The organism is Lacticaseibacillus sp. 30, assembly GCF_053819265.1.
In genome coordinates, this window is record NZ_JBSOQX010000007.1 from 73679 (window position 1) to 95832 (window position 22154).

Annotated in this window: 25 protein-coding genes; 21 read left to right on the forward strand and 4 right to left on the reverse strand. The window is 46.6% G+C overall.

Annotated features, from left to right (window positions below; translation table 11 throughout):
- Positions 1–283: 283 nt before the first annotated feature.
- The 7 genes from ACWPAB_RS06535 (at position 284) to ACWPAB_RS06565 (ending at position 4097) form a co-directional block, all read left to right on the forward strand.
- Positions 284–520, forward strand: a complete 237-nt coding sequence (locus tag ACWPAB_RS06535) for a DUF1146 family protein (protein WP_003564975.1) — start codon at positions 284–286, stop codon at positions 518–520.
- Positions 521–584: 64 nt separating this feature from the next.
- On the forward strand, positions 585–1574 hold the full coding sequence (gene mreB / locus ACWPAB_RS06540) for a rod shape-determining protein (protein ID WP_003564976.1): 990 nt from the start codon (positions 585–587) through the stop codon (positions 1572–1574).
- 9 nt (positions 1575–1583) lie between these two features.
- The gene (locus ACWPAB_RS06545) at positions 1584–1754 is read left to right on the forward strand and encodes a DNA-directed RNA polymerase subunit beta (RefSeq protein ID WP_003564979.1); all 171 of its coding nucleotides are present in this window, start codon (positions 1584–1586) and stop codon (positions 1752–1754) included.
- A 9-nt stretch (positions 1755–1763) separates the two neighbouring features.
- Positions 1764–2069 (forward strand): membrane protein insertion efficiency factor YidD, encoded by a 306-nt coding sequence (gene yidD / locus ACWPAB_RS06550; protein ID WP_003564982.1) that lies wholly within the window; start codon positions 1764–1766, stop codon positions 2067–2069.
- Complete coding sequence (locus ACWPAB_RS06555) at positions 2062–2283, forward strand: DUF2969 domain-containing protein (RefSeq protein ID WP_003564985.1); 222 nt, start codon at positions 2062–2064, stop codon at positions 2281–2283. Before yidD ends, ACWPAB_RS06555 begins: the two co-directional genes overlap by 8 nt.
- 297 nt (positions 2284–2580) lie before the next feature.
- Complete coding sequence (locus ACWPAB_RS06560) at positions 2581–3786, forward strand: FtsW/RodA/SpoVE family cell cycle protein (RefSeq protein WP_003564988.1); 1206 nt, start codon at positions 2581–2583, stop codon at positions 3784–3786.
- Between the two features lie 11 nt (positions 3787–3797).
- Positions 3798–4097, forward strand: coding sequence for a glycine cleavage system protein H (locus ACWPAB_RS06565; protein ID WP_003569969.1), 300 nt, complete (start codon positions 3798–3800; stop codon positions 4095–4097).
- 74 nt (positions 4098–4171) lie between these two features.
- Here ACWPAB_RS06565 and ACWPAB_RS06570 read toward each other — a convergent pair whose 3' ends face one another.
- Complete coding sequence (locus ACWPAB_RS06570; RefSeq protein ID WP_003569971.1) at positions 4172–5296, reverse strand: ArgE/DapE family deacylase; 1125 nt, start codon at positions 5294–5296, stop codon at positions 4172–4174.
- A gap of 609 nt (positions 5297–5905) precedes the next feature.
- Between ACWPAB_RS06570 and ACWPAB_RS06575 the strand changes: the two genes are divergently transcribed.
- The 14 genes from ACWPAB_RS06575 (at position 5906) to ACWPAB_RS06640 (ending at position 19031) form a co-directional block, all read left to right on the forward strand.
- Positions 5906–6736, forward strand: coding sequence for a MetQ/NlpA family ABC transporter substrate-binding protein (locus ACWPAB_RS06575; RefSeq protein WP_003569973.1), 831 nt, complete (start codon positions 5906–5908; stop codon positions 6734–6736).
- A gap of 920 nt (positions 6737–7656) precedes the next feature.
- On the forward strand, positions 7657–8484 hold the full coding sequence (locus ACWPAB_RS06580; protein WP_003569974.1) for a MetQ/NlpA family ABC transporter substrate-binding protein: 828 nt from the start codon (positions 7657–7659) through the stop codon (positions 8482–8484).
- A gap of 18 nt (positions 8485–8502) precedes the next feature.
- Positions 8503–9555: a methionine ABC transporter ATP-binding protein gene (locus tag ACWPAB_RS06585; protein ID WP_003564998.1), complete on the forward strand. Its 1053-nt coding sequence runs from the start codon at positions 8503–8505 to the stop codon at positions 9553–9555.
- A gap of 4 nt (positions 9556–9559) precedes the next feature.
- Positions 9560–10249 carry a methionine ABC transporter permease gene (locus ACWPAB_RS06590; protein ID WP_003569976.1) on the forward strand — a complete coding sequence of 230 codons (690 nt, stop codon included), beginning with the start codon at positions 9560–9562 and terminating at the stop codon, positions 10247–10249.
- A 131-nt stretch (positions 10250–10380) separates the two neighbouring features.
- Positions 10381–11148, forward strand: a complete 768-nt coding sequence (gene sufC / locus ACWPAB_RS06595; RefSeq protein WP_003565002.1) for a Fe-S cluster assembly ATPase SufC — start codon at positions 10381–10383, stop codon at positions 11146–11148.
- A complete protein-coding gene (locus ACWPAB_RS06600) occupies positions 11141–12172 on the forward strand; it encodes a SufD family Fe-S cluster assembly protein (RefSeq protein ID WP_003569979.1) in 1032 nt (343 codons plus the stop codon). The genes sufC and ACWPAB_RS06600 overlap by 8 nt, the downstream gene beginning before the upstream one ends.
- Positions 12165–13361, forward strand: coding sequence for an aminotransferase class V-fold PLP-dependent enzyme (locus tag ACWPAB_RS06605; RefSeq protein ID WP_003565006.1), 1197 nt, complete (start codon positions 12165–12167; stop codon positions 13359–13361). The genes ACWPAB_RS06600 and ACWPAB_RS06605 overlap by 8 nt, the downstream gene beginning before the upstream one ends.
- Positions 13348–13794, forward strand: a complete 447-nt coding sequence (gene sufU, locus ACWPAB_RS06610) for a Fe-S cluster assembly sulfur transfer protein SufU (RefSeq protein WP_003569981.1) — start codon at positions 13348–13350, stop codon at positions 13792–13794. The genes ACWPAB_RS06605 and sufU overlap by 14 nt, the downstream gene beginning before the upstream one ends.
- Complete coding sequence (gene sufB / locus ACWPAB_RS06615) at positions 13787–15223, forward strand: Fe-S cluster assembly protein SufB (protein ID WP_003565010.1); 1437 nt, start codon at positions 13787–13789, stop codon at positions 15221–15223. The genes sufU and sufB overlap by 8 nt, the downstream gene beginning before the upstream one ends.
- Positions 15224–15408: 185 nt before the next feature.
- Complete coding sequence (locus tag ACWPAB_RS06620) at positions 15409–15591, forward strand: hypothetical protein (RefSeq protein WP_003565012.1); 183 nt, start codon at positions 15409–15411, stop codon at positions 15589–15591.
- A 197-nt stretch (positions 15592–15788) separates the two neighbouring features.
- Positions 15789–16169, forward strand: coding sequence for a DUF1694 domain-containing protein (locus ACWPAB_RS06625; protein WP_003565014.1), 381 nt, complete (start codon positions 15789–15791; stop codon positions 16167–16169).
- 100 nt (positions 16170–16269) lie between these two features.
- A complete protein-coding gene (locus ACWPAB_RS06630) occupies positions 16270–17238 on the forward strand; it encodes a DUF2785 domain-containing protein (protein WP_003569984.1) in 969 nt (322 codons plus the stop codon).
- A gap of 30 nt (positions 17239–17268) precedes the next feature.
- Positions 17269–17922 carry an HAD family hydrolase gene (locus ACWPAB_RS06635; RefSeq protein WP_003569986.1) on the forward strand — a complete coding sequence of 218 codons (654 nt, stop codon included), beginning with the start codon at positions 17269–17271 and terminating at the stop codon, positions 17920–17922.
- A 221-nt stretch (positions 17923–18143) separates the two neighbouring features.
- Positions 18144–19031 carry a helix-turn-helix domain-containing protein gene (locus tag ACWPAB_RS06640; protein ID WP_003565019.1) on the forward strand — a complete coding sequence of 296 codons (888 nt, stop codon included), beginning with the start codon at positions 18144–18146 and terminating at the stop codon, positions 19029–19031.
- Positions 19032–19175: 144 nt separating this feature from the next.
- On the opposite strand, the gene ACWPAB_RS06645 is transcribed toward ACWPAB_RS06640, so the two are convergent.
- The 3 genes from ACWPAB_RS06645 to ACWPAB_RS06655 form a co-directional block, all read right to left on the reverse strand.
- Positions 19176–19673 (reverse strand): universal stress protein, encoded by a 498-nt coding sequence (locus ACWPAB_RS06645; RefSeq protein ID WP_003565021.1) that lies wholly within the window; start codon positions 19671–19673, stop codon positions 19176–19178.
- Between the two features lie 60 nt (positions 19674–19733).
- On the reverse strand, positions 19734–20012 hold the full coding sequence (locus ACWPAB_RS06650) for a hypothetical protein (RefSeq protein ID WP_003569988.1): 279 nt from the start codon (positions 20010–20012) through the stop codon (positions 19734–19736).
- Positions 20013–20808: 796 nt separating this feature from the next.
- Positions 20809–22104 (reverse strand): replication-associated recombination protein A, encoded by a 1296-nt coding sequence (locus ACWPAB_RS06655; protein ID WP_003569990.1) that lies wholly within the window; start codon positions 22102–22104, stop codon positions 20809–20811.
- Positions 22105–22154: the final 50 nt, after the last annotated feature.

The window sequence follows — 22154 nt, forward strand, 5'->3', positions numbered from 1 at the left end:
CAACTTGGAGAGGACTGCTTTTTGCTTGTTTGCTGCTTGATGAAAGCTAGCAAAACCTGCAATCAAGACCGCTTATTTTCCGGTTTCTAACCGGGCTGGTTCACGCTCTTGCTGAAACGCGTTCACAGGCGCAGAAACCTACACATAAGGGCCTTGAACCTAAATGGCCAGAGCCCAGCCATTTAGATTCAAGGCCCTTATGCTCCGGTTTCTAACCGCGCCTGTTCACGCTCTGCTTGCGTCTTATCGTGTTCTGCGGGAAGATACGTCATGAGGTGATCATATGTTTCAGACAATCGGTTTAAACGGCGCGATTACAATCGTGTCGCATTTTGTTTTCATCATGCTCGCGTTCCGTGCACTCAATGCCTTGCGCTTTGAACAGTTCATCAAAGCCAACCATGTTCGTGAGGCACAGGTCTTGTTACTCTTCATTGCGGTTGCGCTAGGATTCTTAGTCAGTTCGTTCTTTCTATCACTCTTACAAGCAGCTTTAAACTTACCTAAACTTTTCCTGTAAAAACCTCGTCTTAACTATGGTATAATGCGATAGTTAGTCAATTTACGAGGAGAGATATATACCCATGGCAAAAGATATTGGGATCGACTTAGGGACGGCCAATGTGCTGATCAATGTAAAAGGCAAAGGCATCGTCTTAAATGAGCCCTCCGTTGTCGCCATTGATACCCATACCGGCAAAGTGTTGGCGGTGGGGACAGAAGCCTATAAAATGGTTGGACGGACACCGGGTAATATTCGGTCGATCCGGCCGTTAAAGGATGGCGTCATCGCTGACTTTGACATTACCGAAGCAATGCTTGAATATTTTATCAATAAACTAAATGTAAAAGGTGTTTTTTCAAAGCCTAATATTCTGATTTGTGCACCAACCAATATTACGGATATTGAACAGAAAGCGATTATTCAGGCAGCTGAAAAGTCTGGCGGCCGCCATGTTTACTTGGAGTTCGAGCCAAAAGTAGCGGCTGTTGGAGCGGGATTGGATATTTTCCAACCACAAGGCAATATGGTTATTGATATTGGCGGTGGGACGAGTGATATTGCTGTCTTATCCTTAGGCGAAATCGTCACGAGTCGTTCACTGCGCTTGGCAGGTGACAAAATGGATGCCTCCATTGCTGCTTACGTGAAGAACAAGCATAAGTTAATTATTGGTGAGCATACCGCGGAACAGATCAAAATCAAGATTGGTGCCGTTTACGAAGCCGATGAGAAAGAAACGATTGAAGTCCGTGGCCGTGATATTGCGACTGGTTTGCCACGCGAAGTTTCGGTGACATCTGTTGAAGTTGCTGAAGCTTTACATGAGACGATGATGGCGATCATTGAAGGCGCAAAAGGTGTGCTTGAAAAGACCCCACCGGAATTGTCTGCGGATATCATTGATCGTGGGATTATGCTGACAGGCGGCGGCGCCTTGCTTAAAGGTATTTCACAACTTTTTGCTGCAGAGTTGAAAGTGCCAGTGTTGTTGGCGGACGATCCTTTAGATGCAGTTGCACTTGGGACCGGTGTTTTACTCGATAATATTGAACACCATCGCCAGTACTAGGAGCGAGCTATGGACTCACAATATCCTAAACGCATCTTCCACATCATTAAAATTTGGCTGATGATAGCCTTAATCGCACTGATATTGGGCTTATTGATTGGCTTTGCTCTTGGGGAAGGTAATCCGCTTAAGTTGTTCCTACCATCAACATGGGTGCACTTCTTTAAGTTTCTGCGTTAGGAGTGTTTCATGAAACAGGTTCTGACATGGTTAGTGCGGGGCTACCAGCGCTTCATTTCCCCGTTGCTGCCGCCGAGCTGCCGATATTATCCGACATGCTCAACCTACATGATTCAGGCGTTGCAGAAACATGGCGCCATCAAAGGTTCCTTAATGGGGATTGCCCGGATTTTACGGTGCAACCCCTTTGTTAAAGGCGGGCTTGATCCAGTGCCAGCTTTTTTCACTTTGCGGCGTAATCCGCATCCCGAAAATGACTTGGATCTTAGTGACATTCAAAATCTCAATCATAAGCTAGGAGGCCGTCATGGCTAAGGAAAGAAATATCAAGGTCACACAGGCAGATGAAACTCGAAATGGTCATACAGTTTCGGTTTTAAAAATCGGTGACCGGGAGATTGGCTTTATTGAACCGGACGGCACGCGATTTTCAGCATTTGTAGCCGGCTCGACTAAGCCTAACCGGTTCAAAACACTGGATGCCGCAGTTAATGCGTTGATTGCCGAATACCATTTACATCAAGGCTGAAACAACTCTGGCAACGCGCATCGCAACATCCAGTGCTCCGTGATTTTAGAGGTAAATCGGTATTTAAACGGTTTTATCATCAACGTTTAGCTAGTAAAGAATATGCTTTTGCGAAAATCGAAGGCATTTTAAGAACGAAACGTGAACCAACGCGTTTAGGCAAGAACGTGAACTGGCACGTTCAGAAACCGGGACATAGGCGACCTTGAGACGACCTGTTGGGTTTTGACCCTTTAGTTTCAAGGCTGTTATGTGCACGTTTCTGCGTCAGTGAACGTGTTTAAAGGAGGGCAGCCCGTGGAGTCACACGAAATCAAATCAAACTCAGAGGGTGATCGGATTGATTATGGCATCATCCTGTCAGTCATGTTACTGGCTTTGATCGGGCTTGTGTCCATCTATCTGGCCACCGCTCATGATACTTCTACGCTACAGAATCCTGTTCGTGCCACGGTTATGCAGGCGGCGTGGTATGTGATTGGCGGTATCGGCATTTTCTTCGTTATGCGATTTGATGCGGAGCAGCTTTGGCGCATTGCCCCTTATTTATACGGGATTGGCATTTTTCTGATGATTGCGGTATTGATTTTTTATGACCGCAACACAGAAGCCAGTACAGGTGCGAAAAGCTGGTTTGCCCTTGGCCCGATCAGTTTTCAGCCGTCAGAAGTGATGAAACCTGCCTATATTTTGATGTTGAGTCGCGTTGTGACCCAACACAATGCTGCTTTTTCACATACCATTCAACACGATTGGCAGTTAATTGGCCGGATGGTTTTGTGGACATTACCGATAGCAGTCCTCATGAAATTTCAAAATGACTTTGGGACGACACTTGTTTTTCTGGCGATTTTCGCTGGTGTCACCTTGGTTGCCGGGATTAATTGGCGCATTCTCGTGCCGATTGCACTTGTGGCTGGCATTATCGGGACAGTTGGCATTCTGTTAGTGACGCAGACATGGGGTCGATCTATTCTTGGTAGTATCGGCTTTAAAACATATCAATTTGCCCGAATTGATTCGTGGTTAAACCCTTCTGGTAGTACAACTGGCGACAGTTACCAGCTGTGGCAATCAATGAAGGCTATCGGTTCTGGTCAATTGACTGGGAAAGGGCCGATGCACATTGCAGTGCCTGTTCCAGTCCGAGAATCGGATATGATCTTTTCCGTGATTGGCGAGGCTTTCGGTTTTGTAGGTGCTGCGGTTTTGATTCTGTTATACTTTATGTTGATCTACCAAATGATTAGGGTCACGTTTGACACAAAAAATGAGTTTTATGCTTACATCTCGACTGGTGTCATCATGATGATCCTATTCCATGTATTTGAAAACATCGGCATGAACATCGGGTTACTACCATTGACGGGGATTCCGCTACCATTTATTTCACAAGGTGGTTCATTCTTGTTGGCTAATATGTTATCAGTCGGGATGGTCTTGTCGATGCGCTACCATCATACGAGCTACATGTTCAGTCGCGACACAGAAGATTTTGAATAGGGGAGAGCAAAATGGCAACAACTTATTTTTGGCAAGATGAACTGGCTGCCGGGCAAATTCGTCTCGGCTTGACCCAAGAGGCTCAAGAAACGTTAGGCAAAATCAAGTATGTTGATTTGCCAACAATTGGCGCGAGCCTTACCACCGGCAAACCTTTTTTAAGTGTTGAAGCCGAAAAAGCCGTGTTAGATCTTGAGGCACCGTTAGCAGGAACAATTGTGGACGTGCATCAGGAATTGAGTGATAAACCAGCTTTGTTAGACGAAACCGATCATAACCAAAACTGGGTTGTGACAGTTTCAACCAAATAGCTAATCAAAAAGCCGACCCGCATTTTTAAAATGACGGTCGGCTTTTTGCATGGCACATTGTGAGTTAGCGCGGCTTATTCGAAGAAGCGCTTGGCAATTTCTTGATAAATTTTGATCGCCGTCGTGTAACTGTTCAGGTCGATGTGTTCATTCACTTGATGACTGAAGTGGTTATCACCGGGGCCATAGACAATCACATCAAAATGGTTAGTTGATTTGATGAACTCGGAAGCATCGGTTCCTCCAAACGCAACGGCTAATTCAGCTGGTTTACCAGTTACCGCCGCGATGGCAGCATTTGCCGAAGTTACCAAGTGGCCTGTTTTATCGGAGTGAACCGGCAGAAAACGGTGCAATACTTTCAACGTGAGTTTCGCATTGGTCGTGGCGTTGACATGTGCCACTAAGTCTTCAAGCATTTTCACAACCAGCTCAATATTGGCCGATGGGGTCGGGCGAAGATTGCCACGAAGGAAAGCGTGGGCTGGAATGGTGTTGACTTGGTCGCCGCCATTGATGACCGTGATTGAATGTCGAAATGGGCCGAGATCCGGGTCAGCAGGCGCCTTATCAAAGGCGTGATGTTCCAGTGCGGCAAAAGTCGTTAGACCATCGATGGCATTGACGCCTTTTTCAGGCCTAGAACTATGGACAGAGACGCCTTCACTGTCAATCTCGTAATTCACGGTGCCAGCATGTGCATATTTTAAGATTTTAGTGGTGGGTTCACCAACAACTAAGCCAGCGAGATCATCGGCATAGCCTTGCTCTGTCAGCAAACGAGCGCCCATCGCACCGTATTCTTCGCCTACCGTTGCAATCAAGCGAATCGGATGAGTGAACCCGGATTGTTTGAGGGCGATCAGGGCCAGCACCATGGCGGCTAAACCGCTTTTCATATCATCGGTGCCACGACCATACATGACATTGTCGACGACTTTTCCGGAAAAAGGTGGGTACGTCCAGGCTGACTCGTCTCCAGGACTCACAACATCTTCGTGGCCAGTGAAACCGAGAACGCGATCACCATGGTTTAATTCGGCAATTAAATTCACGCGGTCTTCTGTGTAGGGGATCAGCTTGGTAGGAATATCGGCAGCCTCAAGTTCGGCTTGCAGCAATTTGGCGACGGCGAGCTCGTTGCCATTTACAGAATTGATTTGAATCAGCTTTTGGAGCAGGGCAATTGGTTCTGTCATGATTGCACCATCCTTTGTCGCGACAGTCAGCTATTGCAGACTTTGTGCGCGAGTTTTGTTGAGCACAGCTTACACTCTTTTTGATTTAAAATTCAATGATTGACAAGTTAAAAAATTGTGATAAGCTCACTTGTACAAACTTGAAATTGATTGTAAACGAACTGAGTGAGTAGTTACCGCGAGGCAGTACAGAAAACCTGATGAGCTGAGAGCAGGGTCGCTAGCGGAAATGAAGATGGCTTGGCACACACGGCACACCGAGCAAATTGCGAGGCTGTGATGGTTGGCACCCATTATCCTGCACCCGGATGAATTCGTCCGCTGAGTGGATCACGTTTTGTGTGGTCAATTAGAATGGTACCGTGGGCCAGAGCTCACTTCTAACAAGGATTGATAATTTGTTAGAAGTGAGTTTTTTTCGGTCTTTTTGTATCAATGGCAAGTTTATGCGCCTCGGACTGCAGGCCGACGCACATATTTTAGAGAGCGCGAGTCAGCTCGGTAAGAAACCGAAGCATAAATAGGCGGGGACGTGATAGCCGTATTTTGGCCACTAGGAAACTTATGCGTAGATTGATGAATTGGCGAACGTATTTAGGAGGAGAAGACATGAAACGGTTTTGGAAAATTTTGACAACCATTTTTGTTTTAGGATTAGTCTTGGTTGGGTGCGGTAAAAGTAGCAGCAGTTCGTCCAGTAGTCAAAAGCAAACGACGGTGAAAATCGGGGTCGTTGGCGCGGATAATCGCGTCTTGCAAGCAGTTGCTAAAAAGGTTAAAAAAGAGGGCATTACGATCAAGATCGTACAGTTCTCGGATTACAATCAGCCTAACACCGCCTTGCGCGATCATGATATTGATTTGAACCTGTTTCAGCATCAGTATTTCCTGAATAACTGGAACAAAACCCACAAGGCTGATCTAGTCAGCATCGGGCAGACCATCATTGCACCACTAGCGATCTATTCCAAAAAAATCACTAAAATTAGCCAGATCAAGAAAGGTGACACCATCGCACTTCCTAACGATCCGACTAACGAAGGCCGCGCATTACAGTTACTTGAAACTGCTGGTTTAATCAAACTGAACAAAAAGGTTGCCTTGCCAACCACGCGAGACGTGACCGAAAACAAATTGGATCTTCAGTTGAAGGCCGTTGATGCTGCCCAGACAGCAAGTTCCTTACCTGACGTGGCTGCTTCCGTCGTCAACTCTGGCCTTGCACACGATGCCAAACTGGATCCCAAGAAGGCTGTTTATACTGAAAAAGTCGACAAGCAAAGCCAACCATGGATTAACGTTTTCGTCGCAAACAAGAAAGATAAAAATAATGCTACTTACAAGAAGATCGTCAAAGCATACCGAACAAAAGACATCGCTGACTTGATTGAGAAACTTTATCATGGCAGTGAAGTCCCAGCTTGGACGCAGAAATTTTAATGGTGAGTTGAGAAAGTTGGTATATAAGTAAGCAATGTTGAGGGTAATCCGAGTTGAATTCTAGGATAGAAAGCAGAGAGTTGGCGGAGCGGAGAGGGGGCTCAGCCGTGAAATTGTTGTTGGCGGTTTACCGCTTACAGCAAGGCCAGACTTTGAAATCGCGCGGGCTTTGCGTGAGTTCAAAGCTGTGCCCACAGCTCTAGCTTCGCGGTCGCCAGCCCTCCTCGCCGCGTAGCCAGCTCGGACTACGGGAGATGCTTTACTGGAATAAAACTGAAGAAAAAGTATCAGTCGCATTGCGAAAACGCGTTCGCAGCCGCAGAAACCTGCACATAAGGACCTCAAGCCTAAATGGCCAAGGCCCAGCCATTTAGGCTTGAGGCCACTTATGCTCCGGTTTCTGAACGCGGCTGCTCACGCTCTGATTTAAACGCGTTCACCAGCCCAGAAACCTGCGTATAAGGACCACAAGTGCAATGGCCAAAGCCCCGGCCATCACACTTGAGGCCACTTATACTCCGGTTTCTAACCGGGCTGGTTCACGCTCTGAGTACTTTATCTTGACATTTTACCTAATCATCGTCTAAAATCGATTTAATTCATTTCGGGAAACGAATGACGTGAGTGAGTAGATCTAATCAGACTGTACAGAAAACCTGGGTAGCTGAGAGCAGGGTAGTTAATTGGATCGAAGATGGCTCATTGATCGGCATCGCTGAGCAGTGGTTAAGCGATGATGGCTGGCGGCCTTTAATCCGCACACAGGTGATTGCCTGTTATTGAGGACGCGATGGCGTCGAATTAGAATGGTACCGCGAGCTAGGCTCGCTTCTAAAACTTGTTTTTAGAGGCGAGCCTTTTTGAATGCTTTCATCGCTTGCACACATCATTTGTTTACCTGAACGAGGAGGAGAAAGTTCATGAAATTTTGGAAAAAGGCAATTTTGACGTTTGCACTGATTTTACCAGTATTTGTTTTAGCAGCTTGTGGCAAGTCGGCTAGTTCAACGAAGAATACCACGGTTAAAGTTGGCATCATGAGCACGGATAAAGAAATTTGGACTGATATTCAATCACGTTTGAAGAAGCAGGGTGTGACGATCAAACTTGTTCAGTTCACTGACTATAATCAGCCTAATCAAGCACTGGAAGATGGCGATATTCAACTCAACGCCTTCCAGCATCACAATTTCTTGGATAACTGGAACAAGAAACACAACACCAAGATTGTTGATATCGGCGCAACCTACATCGGTCCGATGCGCGCGTACTCCAACAAGATCAAGTCGTTGAAGGACGTTAAGAACGGCGATCAGATCTCGGTACCAAACGATCCTTCCAACGAAGGCCGTGCTTTACAGTTGTTGGCACAAAATGGTTTGCTGACGTTGAAAAAGGGTGTAGCTTCACCGACTATTCGCGATATCACTGAAAATAAGCTGAATCTGAAGTTTACTGAATTGGATGCCGCTCAAACAGCCCGTTCTTTGAATGATGTCGCAGTTGCTGTTGTCAACAATGATATTGCTGCTGCCGCTAATCTGAAGCCAGCTAACGCAATCGCAGTTGAAAAGATTACTAAGGCGTCCAAGCCTTGGGTGAACTTCATTGCTGCCAAGTCAGCCAAGGACAAGGACAATGCGACCTATAAGAAGATCGTGAAAGCCTATCAGACACAGCGGACAGCTGATCTTTTGAAGAAAGTTTACAAAGGTTCAACCTTGCCGGCTTGGAACTATAAGTTTTAGTTAGAAACGGGGACAATCATGTCAGATCAAGCAGTTGTGACTTTAAAAGATGTGGACGTTGAGTTCCACGGCAAAACCCGCTCGGTGCATGCCGTTGATCATGTGGACTTAACGGTCAACCGCGGTGATATTTATGGCATTGTCGGATACTCTGGTGCCGGCAAATCCACACTTGTTCGGACCATCAACTTGCTGCAGCGCCCAACTGGCGGCAGCGTCAACGTCCTAGGCCAGGATATGTTGGCCTTGTCGCCGGCGCAGCTGCGCAAGGAACGCAAACGTATCGGCATGATTTTTCAGCATTTTAATCTGATGAACAGTCGAACTATTGCTGACAATGTTGCTTTTCCATTAAAAGGAATCAAATCGAAGCAAGCGATCCAAAAGAAAGTTGCGGAGTTGCTCGATCTGGTTGGACTCACTGACCGCGCTAATTCCTATCCTGCGCAATTATCAGGTGGACAAAAGCAACGCGTCGGGATTGCCCGCGCGCTGGCGTCAGATCCTGAAATTCTCATTTCGGATGAAGCAACGAGTGCACTTGATCCAAAGACGACCAGTTCTATTCTGGAGTTGCTCCAGTCGCTGAATCAACGACTGGGCCTGACCATTGTACTGATTACCCACCAGATGGAAGCTGTGAAGCAGATCTGTAATCGTGTGGCGGTCATGGATGATGGGGCAATCATTGAACGCGGTGACTTGTTGCAGGTCTTTTCCAATCCTCAGCAACAGTTAACCAAAGACTTCATTGATACTACTTTGCAACTGGATCAGGCGATTGATGCTGTCATGCAGCAGCCGACCGTGAAAAATCTGGGGCCGGATGATCGTCTTTTACGATTAACCTACGTCGGTGATTCAGCCGATCAACCGCTGGTGGCTAAGCTGTTTAGTAGCTATCATGTCACGGCGAACATTCTGTTTGGTGACATTCAGATTTTACAGGATACGCCGTTTGGCAACTTAATTGTGGTTCTTTCCGGTGACCATGATGAAGTTGAAGCCGGAATCGCGTATTTGAAACAGCAGGATGTCAAGATTGAAGACATTCTTAAGAAGGAGGCCTAGACAGATGGGACAGTTCTTTACAAAATATTTTCCTAACGTGGTCCCTATCTGGTCAGGTGACGGCGGGGTGACTCAGGCAATCAACGAAACGTTGTATATGACCGTGTTGACAGCAGTTGTTGCCGGCATTCTCGGGATTGTTATTGGGATTCTGCTGGTTCTAACCGATGAAGATGGTTTACTAACCAACCAACCATTTTATTTTATCCTCGATAAACTGGTTAACATTTTTCGGGCGGTGCCATTCATCATCTTGCTGGCAATCATGACCCCTGTGACGCGAGCCATTGTCGGGACGGGGATCGGACCAACTGCAGCCTTGGTTCCTTTAATTGCAGGGACCACACCGTTTTATGCACGGCAGGTTCAAAATGCCTTATTGACAGTTGATCCTGGCGTCATCGAGGCAGCTGAAGCAATGGGTGTTTCGCCGCTTGGCATTGTGTTGCGGGTTTACCTGCGCGAAGGTTTGTCAGAACTCATCCGAGTTTCAGTCCTGACGATCATCTCTGTCATCGGCTTAACCGCTATGGCAGGTGCAGTTGGGGGCGGCGGCCTTGGGAATCTGGCGATCGCGGTCGGTTACCAACGTTACCAATACGACGTCATCATCGTTTCCTTAATCTTTATTCTGGCGATCGTTTTCTTGGTACAATTTATCGGTGACTTCTTCGCACGAAAAACCCATCATTAAATTTAAAACTCGTTTTGTAAGCAGAACTCGTGATAGCGTTCTGCTTTTTTTTGAACGCGTTTGCCGCTGTTCTTTTTATGACGTAGAATGGCGATATAACTAAAAGTCAAATTCCAGTCGGGGGTATCATAGTGCACACACTTGAGATTAAGGATTTACATGTCAAAATTAAAGCAGAACCTGAGCATCCGGAGATTTTGACCGGCGTTAATTTAAAGTTAGCGACTGGTGAGATTCATGCCATTATGGGTCCGAACGGGACAGGAAAATCAACATTAGCCGAGACGATCATGGGCAATCCTGCTTATGAAGTGACTCAAGGCGATGTCTTAATTGATGGTCAGTCTATTTTAGACATGGCAGTTGATGAACGCGCGCGAGCCGGGCTTTTTCTAGGGATGCAGTACCCGCAAGAAATTGCTGGTGTTACCAATGCCGAGTTTATTCGGGCGGCGATCAATGCACGCCGGCCAGAAGATGATCAGATTCGCATCACCGACTTTTTAAAACAATTGGACGACACAATGGCGACCCTCGAAATGCCGGAATCCATGGCGGATCGTTATTTGAACCAAGGCTTTTCCGGTGGTGAAAAGAAACGCAATGAAATTCTACAGTTGATGATGATTCACCCGCACTTTGGTTTGTTGGATGAAATTGATTCCGGCTTGGATATTGATGCACTGCGGATTGTTGCCAAGGGGGTCAACTTATTGCGTGGACCAGATTTTGGCAGCATGATTATTACGCATTATCAACGGCTATTGGATTACATCATTCCCGATGTTGTGCATGTGATGAAAGGTGGCCGAATTATTGAAAGTGGCGGCCCAGAACTTGCTAAAGAATTGGAGAAGACTGGCTACGAACACCTTAAAGTAGGTGATCAAAATGGCTGAAGCAGTGACTTTACCGGCACCTAACTTGCCCAAGTTTCCTTTAGCTCGGTATTTAAAACTTCAGCCTGATGCCGTCCGAGATCGTGTGATTCTACACGCACCGCAATCGGTTGCCTATGCAGCAGGCTCCAGTGAGGTTCAACGGTTCACCCCAGTCACGTCATTGGATGCTTGGTTACTTGCACACCCCCAAGGCGCGACCACGATTGATATTCCGGCCCATTTTGTAAGCGGTGATGAGCCGATTGTCTTGACTGGTCCTAAGCAAGCGGGTGGACTGCTTTATGTTCATGTCGGCAAAGGCGCTAAAGTGACGATTCAGGAAAAATGGGCGAGCGGCGGCAATGTTTTAGGCGTTTGGCTTGTGTTGGTTATTGATGCCGATGCCGAAGTCAGCTGGCTGAGTTATGACAGTTTTACAGCTGAGACCGTGATTGCAAACCGTACCGCCACGCTTGGTGCCAATGCTAAATTGAATTGGACCTTGGCAGGGTTTTCGCGAAACTCCGGCCTTAACCGGGTGGATGTCCGTTTATTGGGCCAAAATGCCGAGGCAACCGTCAACGTGGGTGTGCTTGCGGCAGGAAGTCAACATGTCAGTTACACGACCTCGGTAACCAATGAAGCGCAACACACAGTAGGGCATATTAACCAACGTGGCGTCATTACTGGCAGTGCCCATTTATTATTCAATGGGATTGGTCACATTATCAAAGGTGCACGTGGCAGTGATGCCCAACAAGAAAATCGGGTCTTGATGTTGTCGCCGCACGCGGAAGGTGATGCCAATCCGATTCTGTTAATTGACGAAAATGACGTCACCGCAGGACATGCGGCTTCAGTGACGCGTGTGAATGCTGATCAGCTTTACTATCTCATGAGCCGTGGTTTATCTGCGACATTAGCGAAACGGTTGGTCATTCGCGGTTTCCTTGAAGGCGGCTTGGCTGAAATTGATGATGTCCGACTGAAGAAAGAACTCTTCGCAACGATTGATCGAACGCTGGTGGCTGAAGATGCGTGAACAATTTCCATTTTTTAAAGCTCATCCCGAACTGGTCTATCTAGATACGGCGGCGACTTCTCAGAAACCGCAAGCTTTACTAGATGCTATTCAAAATTACTATGTCAATGATAATGCCAATGTTCATCGTGGCTTGTATAAATTGGCTTATGACACCACCGAGGCTTATGAAAACGTACGCCAACAAGTGGCCGGCTTTTTAGGTGCGGCGAGTGCTGACGAGATTATTTTTACTCGCGGGACCACTGATAGCTTGAACTTGGTTGCTAGTGCTTATGGGCCGCAAGTCGTCACGGCTGGGTCACAAATTGTTGTGACAGGTGCAGAGCATCACAGTAATTTCATTCCTTGGCAGCAATTAGCCAAACGCCAGCAGGCTACGTTCACAGTGACGCCGGTAAAGCCGGATGGCACGGTGGATATTGCTGCCTTATTAGCGGCCATCACGCCTCAGACGAAGGTGGTTGCGGTGGCGCAAGTGACGAATGTTGCAGGTGATACGTTACCGATTGCCAAAATTGCGGCCAAAGCCCATGCAGTTGGTGCTGTTGTTGTTGTTGATGGCGCGCAGGCGGTAGCACATCTGGCCGTTGATGTTCAAGCTATGGGGGCGGATTTCTATGCATTTTCTGGGCATAAAATTTATGGCCCAACTGGCATTGGCGTCCTCTATGGCCGCGCTGATTTATTGCAGCACATGCCGCCGATTCAGTTTGGCGGTGAAATGATTTCAGAAGTCCGCGATGATGTCAGTACTTGGGCAGACGGCCCAATTAAGTATGAGGCTGGCACGCCGCACATTGCTGGCGTGATCGGATTAGGCGCTGCTTTAACGTGGTTTGATCAGTCTGTGAATGCAGCAGCATTTGACAACGAACATCAATTGGCAGATCAGTTACGCGCTGGCTTGGCAGCGATTCCAGATGTGACTGTGTATGGTAATCAAGCAAGTTTGGCGACTGTGTCGTTTAACTTAACTGGGATTCACCCGCATGATCTTGCGACTTTCTTAGATGAGCAGCAAATTGCGGTTCGTGCGGGGCATCATTGTGCACAACCGCTGATGGCGCGACTAGGGGTGCCAGCCACGGTTCGTGCTAGTTTCGGCGTTTACAACAATGCTGACGATGTTGAACGATTGATTCAGGCAGTTCAGGCGGCAAGGAGGTATTTCCATGGCATTGACTAAGCTGGACCAGATGTATCGGGCGGTCATTTTGGATGAAGCACAACACCCGCGACATCACGGGGTTTTGCCAGCTTTTGACCATGAAATTACGGTTCGCAATCCAAGTTGCGGTGATGTCTTGCATCTTCAAATCAAAGAGGATGCCGGCCGGGTAACGGACGTGGCCTTCTCTGGTAGTGGCTGTACGATTTCTCAAGCAAGTGCTAGCCTGATGACGGAACAGATCATTGGCAAAACGCCAGCAGACATTGAACAAATGGTCGAAACGTTTTCTGATTTGATCATTAACGGGGATGTGCCAAACGCTGATATTTTAGGCGATGCAGCGGTTTTAAAGGGCGTCCACCAATTTCCTGCACGGATCAAATGTGCCACTTTGGCATGGAAAGCAGCGGCGCAAGTTTTGACGCAGAAAGGTGAAGACCATGACTGAGACAAAAAACACTAAAAACAATGAAACTGTCGCGGCAGATATCGACTTTTTGCCAGAAGACAATCCAGCAGATTTTAAGGATGATATCAAGCCGGTGTATTCTACAGGTCGGGGCTTAACCGAGGAAACGGTTCGCGCTATTTCTGCGGAGAAGCATGAGCCTGACTGGATGCTCGATTATCGGCTGCGTGCTTATGCAACGTACAAAAGGCTGGCAATGCCGAATTTTGGCCCGGATCTTTCCGATCTTGACTTGGACAACATGCTTTATTTTCAAAAGGCGACGGATCGAACCTATCGCGACTGGGATGACGTGCCTGACGCCATTAAAAATACGTTTGATCGGTTAGGCGTTCCGCAGGCTGAACGTAAATATTTGGCCGGCGCCAGCGCTCAATACGAGTCTGAAGTGGTTTACCATAACATGCGGGATGAATTCGAAAAACTCGGCATTATTTTCATGGACATGGACTCAGCCTTGAAAGAGTATCCGGAACTCGTGCATGATTATTTTGGCAAGCTGGTTAAACCTAGCGACAATAAATTTGCTGCTTTGAACGGTGCTGTGTGGTCTGGCGGCAGTTTTATCTATGTGCCTAAAGGCGTGCAGACAGATGTGCCAATTCAAAGTTACTTCCGAATTAATGCCGAGAACACTGGTCAATTCGAGCGGACGCTGATCATCGTTGAGCCTGGCGCGCATGTTAACTACGTGGAAGGATGTACGGCTCCTAACTATTCCAGCGACAGTTTGCACGCGGCGGTTGTTGAAGTTTTCGTCAAAAATGACGCTTACTGCCGCTATACGACGATTCAGAACTGGAGCAAGAATGTCTTCTCACTTGAAACCAAACGCGCACAGGCACTCGACAACGCCACTATGGAGTGGGTTGACGGCAACCTTGGCAGTAAAACTACGATGAAGTATCCTAGCGTGTATCTTGACGGTAAAGGCGCGCACGGTACGATGTTAAGTATCGCGGTCGCAGGTGAAGGCGTTGATCAGGATAATGGCGCACGAATGATTCATAATGCGCCAAATACCAGCAGTTCGATTGTCTCCAAGTCGATTGCCAAAGATGGCGGCGCGGTTGATTATCGCGGCACAGTTCGCTTCACTAAAAAGGCAGACAATGCCTTTTGCCACGTAGAATGTGACACGATCTTGATGGATGAAAAAAGTTCAAGTGATACAATTCCTTATAATGAAATCCATAATGCCACAGTGTCAATGGAACATGAAGCGAAGGTATCAAAGGTTTCCGAAGAACAGTTGTACTACTTGATGAGCCGCGGTATTTCTGAAGCCAAGGCCACTGAAATGATTATCATGGGCTTTGTTGAGCCATTTACTAAAGAACTGCCGATGGAATATGCGGTTGAATTGAATCGTTTGATTGGTATGGAAATGGATGGGTCTGTAGGCTGAAATCGAGTTCTTATTTTAATGTCGATTTTTGAAGAAAAGCTGGCTAAATTGTTATCTGCAATCTGGAGGTTGTGGATAGACGTTTAGCCAGCTTTTTTTATTCGACATAAAAATATTAGGCAAGCCTAACTTTTTACTTTATGATAGAAGCGGCAACAAAAACACACTAATTTAGGAGGCCGCAAATGGATAACTATGATAAAGCAAGAAAGGTTTTGCAATCAACGGCATTGTCAAAAATAGCTCAGCAGACCGGTATCAGTATCGGGCAGATTTGGCATTATCGTGATCGTCACGAAGGCATTGAAAAGGCACCAGAGGCCTATGTAAAGAAGATTGCCAGTTTGTATCGAAATAAGCGGTATTGAAATCGCTAGAATAAGGGGCTTGTTAATTTGGCCAAATTGCAAGAAGCGTCAGGATAAAAGCTATGAACCCACAAAACAAGTCGTGAGCCTGATAGCGATCACACGTCATGGGTGCTACAATTAAATTACTGATTTGCAAACTGAATCTCAATTTTTTGCATGCTATTGCGTGTGCCATGATCGCGAGGAGGTGTACCATGGCTGAGGATCTTGAACATTTTATCAAGACAATGGCGCTGGGGATTCCAACGATTAAACCAGACGAAAAGCGAGCTTTTCTCGGTAATTTTCGTGAGCGAGTTGCGATGGCCATTACGATTAAGCAGTTACGCGATGCACGAATCACCACCATGCTTGATGCGGTGTTGACCCGTTATCCTGGTTATCGAATTTTTCTTAATGGCCGAATGGGCGAAAGTCTGGTCAATCAATACATGATGCAGGCCCTAGCCCACAACTATCCTTTCACCATTATGAATCAACCGGGAATGCGCGTGACTAAGCGCGTTTTGCAAACCGATTTTGGCTGGGTATTGGCGCACCCGACTCAGAAAATAGCCCGACCCATCCTTTTATAAGTTGGCGACGCACGCCGGTTGTGAAGCCGTTTGCCAGTTGAACATTGCAAAAAGTGCGGTTAGTTTCTGACGACAATCACGTATTTACAGGAGGTCCATTTTGACGCAACTTGATACGATTCAGCGAACGGTACAACAACTACGCGATTTGCTGAATAAAGGCGAAATTTTTACAGCATTACCGAATATGTTGGGCAAAGTGATTGAAAGCGTGGCAGTTGAACCTGCTACCCCGATTAAAATACCTAGAGACGACAAGACGGCCATTGTCAAAATCAGAGCTATCCAGAAGAGGATCAAGCAAACAAGTGATCCCAGCGTGACTGATGATGAGATTGACTTTTTGGTAGCACATTTGGCAAGTACCAACCCTGCAGTTCGGGATAAAGGCGTTTTCTTCCTGTTCAATGATTTGTTTCAGGCGGAGGCCTTCACCAATGAGCAAATTAAAACGCTTTTCAAGCGGCTGCAAGCACCGGATATTTTGTTCAATCATATTTTTGAACCGCAAAACAATGGTATCTTTTTGCGCAGTTTTTCGTTGATGATTCTAAGCGGCATGATCTATGCTGATCAGAATCGTTACCACGTGTTGACTAAAGCCGATTATTTGGCGACTGTTCAGAATATCGCCGTTTATATTCTGTTAGAAAAAGATGGCCGTGGTTATGTTGAGAAAAAGGGCTGGGCACATGCCTATACACATATTGGCAACATGCTGGAAGAATTGAGTCAAGTTGGGGTCTTACCGCGAGCTGAGAAAGTTTTGCTCATGGCCGCAGTTGTGGAAGCTTGGCGGCGCGTCGAAACACCGCTTGTTTTTGGGGAAGATCATCGCATGGCTTTGTATCTGAGCAGCCTGACCAACGTCAATAAGTTTTACAGTGAAACCTTATTGATGTGTCTCAAGAATTGGCAGCACGCCTTGGTGAATGTTCGTCCGCAAGAATCCTACAGTTTTTGGGTTCGGTGGTACAACCGCAATCGATTGTTGCAAGCATTGGCCCTGCGAGCTGATTTGCCACAGCCGATTGCCGATTATATTCAGCAAATTGTGGATCTTTTTTAGTCCAGATGGTCAATAGAAGGGAGCACGGCTTTGATTAAGGCTATTATTTTTGATATGGATGGCGTGATTGTCGACTCAGAGCCGTGTGCCTTAGAAAATCGACTGGCCTATTTACGTCAGGTGGGGATTGAAGCCGATGATCGCAAGTTGGCTGGGTTATTAGGGCGCAATATGGCCGATGTTTGGCGCATCATTGCGCCTTCGAAAGATGCTCTGCAACTTCAAGCAGGTTATGTGGCCTACAAACAGGCCCATCCGATTCCGTATGCAAAGATTGTAATGCCGGGTGCACGGCCAACTTTACAATGGTTGAAGCAGCATGATATCAAAACCGCCATTGCATCAGCCTCAGATCTGACCTTCATCGAAAAGATGTGTACAGAGACAGGCTTGCGTCAGTATTTTGATCAATTGCTTAGCGGCGCCGACTTCACACGCACTAAACCGGCACCTGATGTCTACTTGGCAGCGCTGCAGGTGCTGGACGTGGCTGCTGAGGAAGCGATCGCGGTGGAAGATTCAACGCTTGGTATTGCCGCCGCAAAAGCTGCTGGTCTATATACTTTAGCAGTCCCGCTACGTGATCCCCGGTTCACTCAAAATCAGCAAGCAGCAGATCAACGGATTAAGAAACTAACCGATATTATGGGAATAGTTGATGATAAAAATTCTTATAATCAATAAGCATTTTTATTTTGCGTTTATATTATAAAATTTATATCTCGTGGCTTTTAGATACAAAAGATCAAAATCTAAAAAGATATTTTTTAAAAATTGAATAAATATCAGTTGTTATTATTAGCTTTTAAAACCACTTATCCGTATAATTGACTCTAGGTTAAGGGTTAAGCCTTGCCAAAATTCTATGTTGATGCACTTAACTGAAACACTGGGGAGTGATAAGTATGCGAAAGGAGCAGCAAACACTGCGGATCTTGGGGGATAAGGTCCGTTATTATCGCAAGTTGAAGGGTCTATCGCAGGCCGAGCTGGCGGCAAATATTTGCACGCAAGCTACAATTAGCTTGATTGAGAAGCGTAATAAAGTGCCAAGCATGAATATTTTGATGCGATTAATTGGTCGTTTAGGAATTCAGCTGGATGACATTGTTGTCGAGCATCATGATCGGGTTCAGCAACTGTTGACCGGTATTGATTTTCAGATTCAGCACCACCAATATGCACTTGCTGCGGAGAATTTGAGTAAGATTCGGTTGGATAAGATCAAGAATGATGATGACCAAAAGCGCTACTATTATTATCAAGGAATTATCGAACTATTCAAAAACAATGCACCGGATGAGGCGATTTATTTCTTTGGCCGAGTCCTGAGCCCGTTAGTTAACTCCGAACGTGACCTTTTTGGTATTCTAGCAACGCTGGGGTTAGGATTGGCCTATGCTGCCAAGCATACGTTTGACCGATCTCGAGTCTATATTGATCAAGCGTTACGCATGTTGAAACACGTGCCACTGTCTGACAGTAAATATCTGGATGTTGAGTTGACAATTTATTGGCACATTGCCCGAATTTATTATGAACTCAGTGACTTTAAGGCCGTCCTCAAATACACTGATCTGGGTGTTCGAGAGGCAGTCAAGCACGATAAACTTTTCCTTCTAGATGAATTGTTTGCATTACAAGCAAGGGCGCTCAAGCTTTTGGGTGACCCCGATGCCTCTAAAAGTTATCAAATTGCGATCGCATTTGCCCGAGTGACAGGCTCAACGCCTTTGGAAACGAGCTTAGTCGCAGAAATGGTCTCGCAAAAACCAAATATTGAGACAGCTTGAAAAATCCTCATAGATGCTGCCGTCTATGACGAAAAAAATACCTGAAAACATCGGCTGATTTAAGAGCCAGATGTCTCAGGTATTTTTTTATTTTTTAAGCAGGTTTTAATGACCTATCTTACTTGAATATTAAAATTATAATGATTATTTATCACTGTTGTCAGTTGGCTTTTTAGTGCTTGCCAGTGCCGGTTTGTTGGCCAAATCGGTCCGGACAACCAAGACATCGCAAAGTGCGTTTCGTGTCACATATTCAGTGACGGACCCAATCAGTAAGCGTTCAACAGCGTTCAAACCGGTGGCGCCGATCATAATAAGGTCGATATTCTTAGCCTTTGGGATATCACGGGCGATGATCGTCTTCGGAGCGCCATACTCAATACTGAAACTGACCTTGTCCAATCCTGCCTTCTTGGCTTGATCCACATAGCCTTCCATGGTACTCTTCGCGTTTTCTGTGACTTGTTCAACCATCGCTGAGTCAAAACTGGAAACGTTCTGGAACGCGCGGGTGTCGACAATATGAATGAGAATCAATTCTGCGTCATTCCGTTTTGCAACGGCAACCGCTTTCTTGAATGCCAACTCAGCTTCGTATGAGCCATCGATCGCAACCAAAATATGTTGATATTGTTGTAACATTCCTCATCACCTCTACCTTCATTGTACTTGATTTAATCATGGAATTAAATGAAAAGCGTTTCACAACTTCATTTGGGTCAGACTAATTAGCACGAAAATCATGGCTAAGAAGGCACCAACGACCAAAATCACGAGATTTGCCCAGAGCGGAAAGAAAAGACCACCAATGATAGCAGCAATGCCAACAAGGACAAACAGGCAAGCAAATAGTTTAAGAAAACGGGTTAATCCCGGTGTTGGTTTCTTAATAATCAAAAAGTTTTGTTCACGATGCGACCATGTATAGGCTGCTAAGGCAAACGTTACTACGGCGTAAATGCCCATTAACAAGAGAGTCACGAGAGTCCTCCTATCTGTTTTCTTTATTATGCCATAGCTGGCAGGGAATGGCGGGGGGATTTTTCTGAAAATTGAGTGACTTTTAGACGCTCGTGTTCCCACTTAACATTAACGGGTTCGGTCTACCTGTAAGGGCCTTGGACGCGCTGGCCAAAGAGCAGCCATCACGCCCAGGGCCACTTACATTCCGACTCCTAGGCGCTCCTGCTCACGCTTCGCTATAACGCGTTCGCCAGCCCAGAAACCTGCACATAAGGACGTCAGCCATAAATGGCAAAACCCAGCCATTTATGGCTGAGGCCACTTATGCTCCGGTTTCTAACCGGGCTAGCTCACGCTTGAGGCTATTTTTTTGCGGAAGGCTATAACTGACACTGGGCTAGCTTTCTATAACGCGTTCGCAGTCGCAGAAGTCTACATGTAAGGACCTTGGACGCGCTGGCGAAAGAGCAGCCATCACGCCCAAGGCCATTTATGCTCCGGTTTCTAACCGGGCTGGCTCACGCTTCCACAAAAAAAGCCGGCACTGGGCCGGCCAAAAACAGGTTTGGTTTTTGTGAAAGGCTAATTGGTGCCGTTTTCTTCCCGGATCGTTGAAACCCGCTACTAGCTATGTGGGCCCAGACGCCAGAGACATTAGCCGCTAAGTGAAATAGCAGCACCGTCCAAGACTCTTCCGGTCCCAAGGTCTCGATACTGTTCGGTCAACTGATAGTTAAGGAAGCGCGAACACCTTAGAACTTTCATAGTTATAGTAGCACGGGAAGGCAAGTAGTTGCAAGCGTAAACGCTTACGTTACCTTTTCTTAGACTTTTGCGCATCACGCTGCCAGTCTTTAAGTTGTTGTAGTCGCTGAGCCAGTGCCGCTTCGTATCTGCCGGTGGCCTTAGGCTGATAGTAGTGTTTATTTTTAAGGTTGTCAGGCAGATATTGCTGTGCAACCCAGCCGTTGGGATAGTTATGCGGCAGTTTGTAGTCGATACCATGGCCTAGTTGTTTGGCACCGCGATAATGGGCATCGCGTAAATCATCTGGGATTTGGCCGGCATTGCCGTTTTCAACATCGGCGAGAGCTTCGTCAATAGCCTTGATACCGGAGTTGCTTTTAGGTGCGAGGCAAAGATCAATGACAGCATCAGCCAGTGGAATGCGACCTTCCGGCAATCCGAGACGTTCAGCACTTTGAATGGCGGTCAAGGTGCGACTAGCAGTGGCTGGATTGGCAAGGCCAATGTCTTCATAGGCAATGACCAGCAGTCGGCGGGTGATGCTGTTGAGGTCACCAATGGCGATTAGCCGAGCGAGGTAATGTAAAGCTGCATCAGCATCGGAGCCGCGAATGGATTTTTGAAAGGCCGAAATAATGTCGTAATGCGCGTCGCCGTTTGTATCGCCAGCCAAAGCGGGCTTTTGCAGACTTTGCTGAATGGTAGTTAGATCAATTGTGATCGTGCCGTCATCGCTTGCTGGGGTTGATAATACCGCTAATTCAAGCCCGTTCAACGCTGATCGTAAATCGCCATTGGTTGCATGGGTGAGATAATCAAGTGCGTCAGGCTGTAAGTCAACCTGATAGTCACCAAGTCCGCGTTTGTGATCAGCTAAAGCCCGGTTGATGGCGCTTGCAATATCATCTGGCGTCAGTGGCTTAACCTGAAAGATTTGAGTTCGGCTGCGAATGGCTGGCTGAATGTTCATATAAGGGTTTTCGGTGGTTGCCCCAATTAAAACGATGCGGCCACTTTCCAACAATGGCAGTAAAAAGTCTTGCTTGGTTTTATCCAGCCGATGAATTTCGTCTAGCAGCAAGATGACGGTCCCGCTCATTTTGGCCTCTTCAGCCACGATTTGAAGATCCTTTTTAGTGTCGGTAGCGGCATTTAAAATACGGAAGGCATACTTGGTGCTGCCAGCAATGGCACTGGCAATACTGGTTTTACCGGTACCGGGCGGGCCATAGAGGATCATCGAGCTTAATCGATGGGCGCTGACCATGCGACGAATGATGCGATCTGGGCCAACAAGGTCTTGTTGACCGACAACTTCATCTAAATTTTGTGGACGCATGCGGTAGGCAAGCGGTTGTTGCAAGGCGAACCCTCCTTGTGTGTGTGGCAGTTTAAAAATAGACGTTAACTATA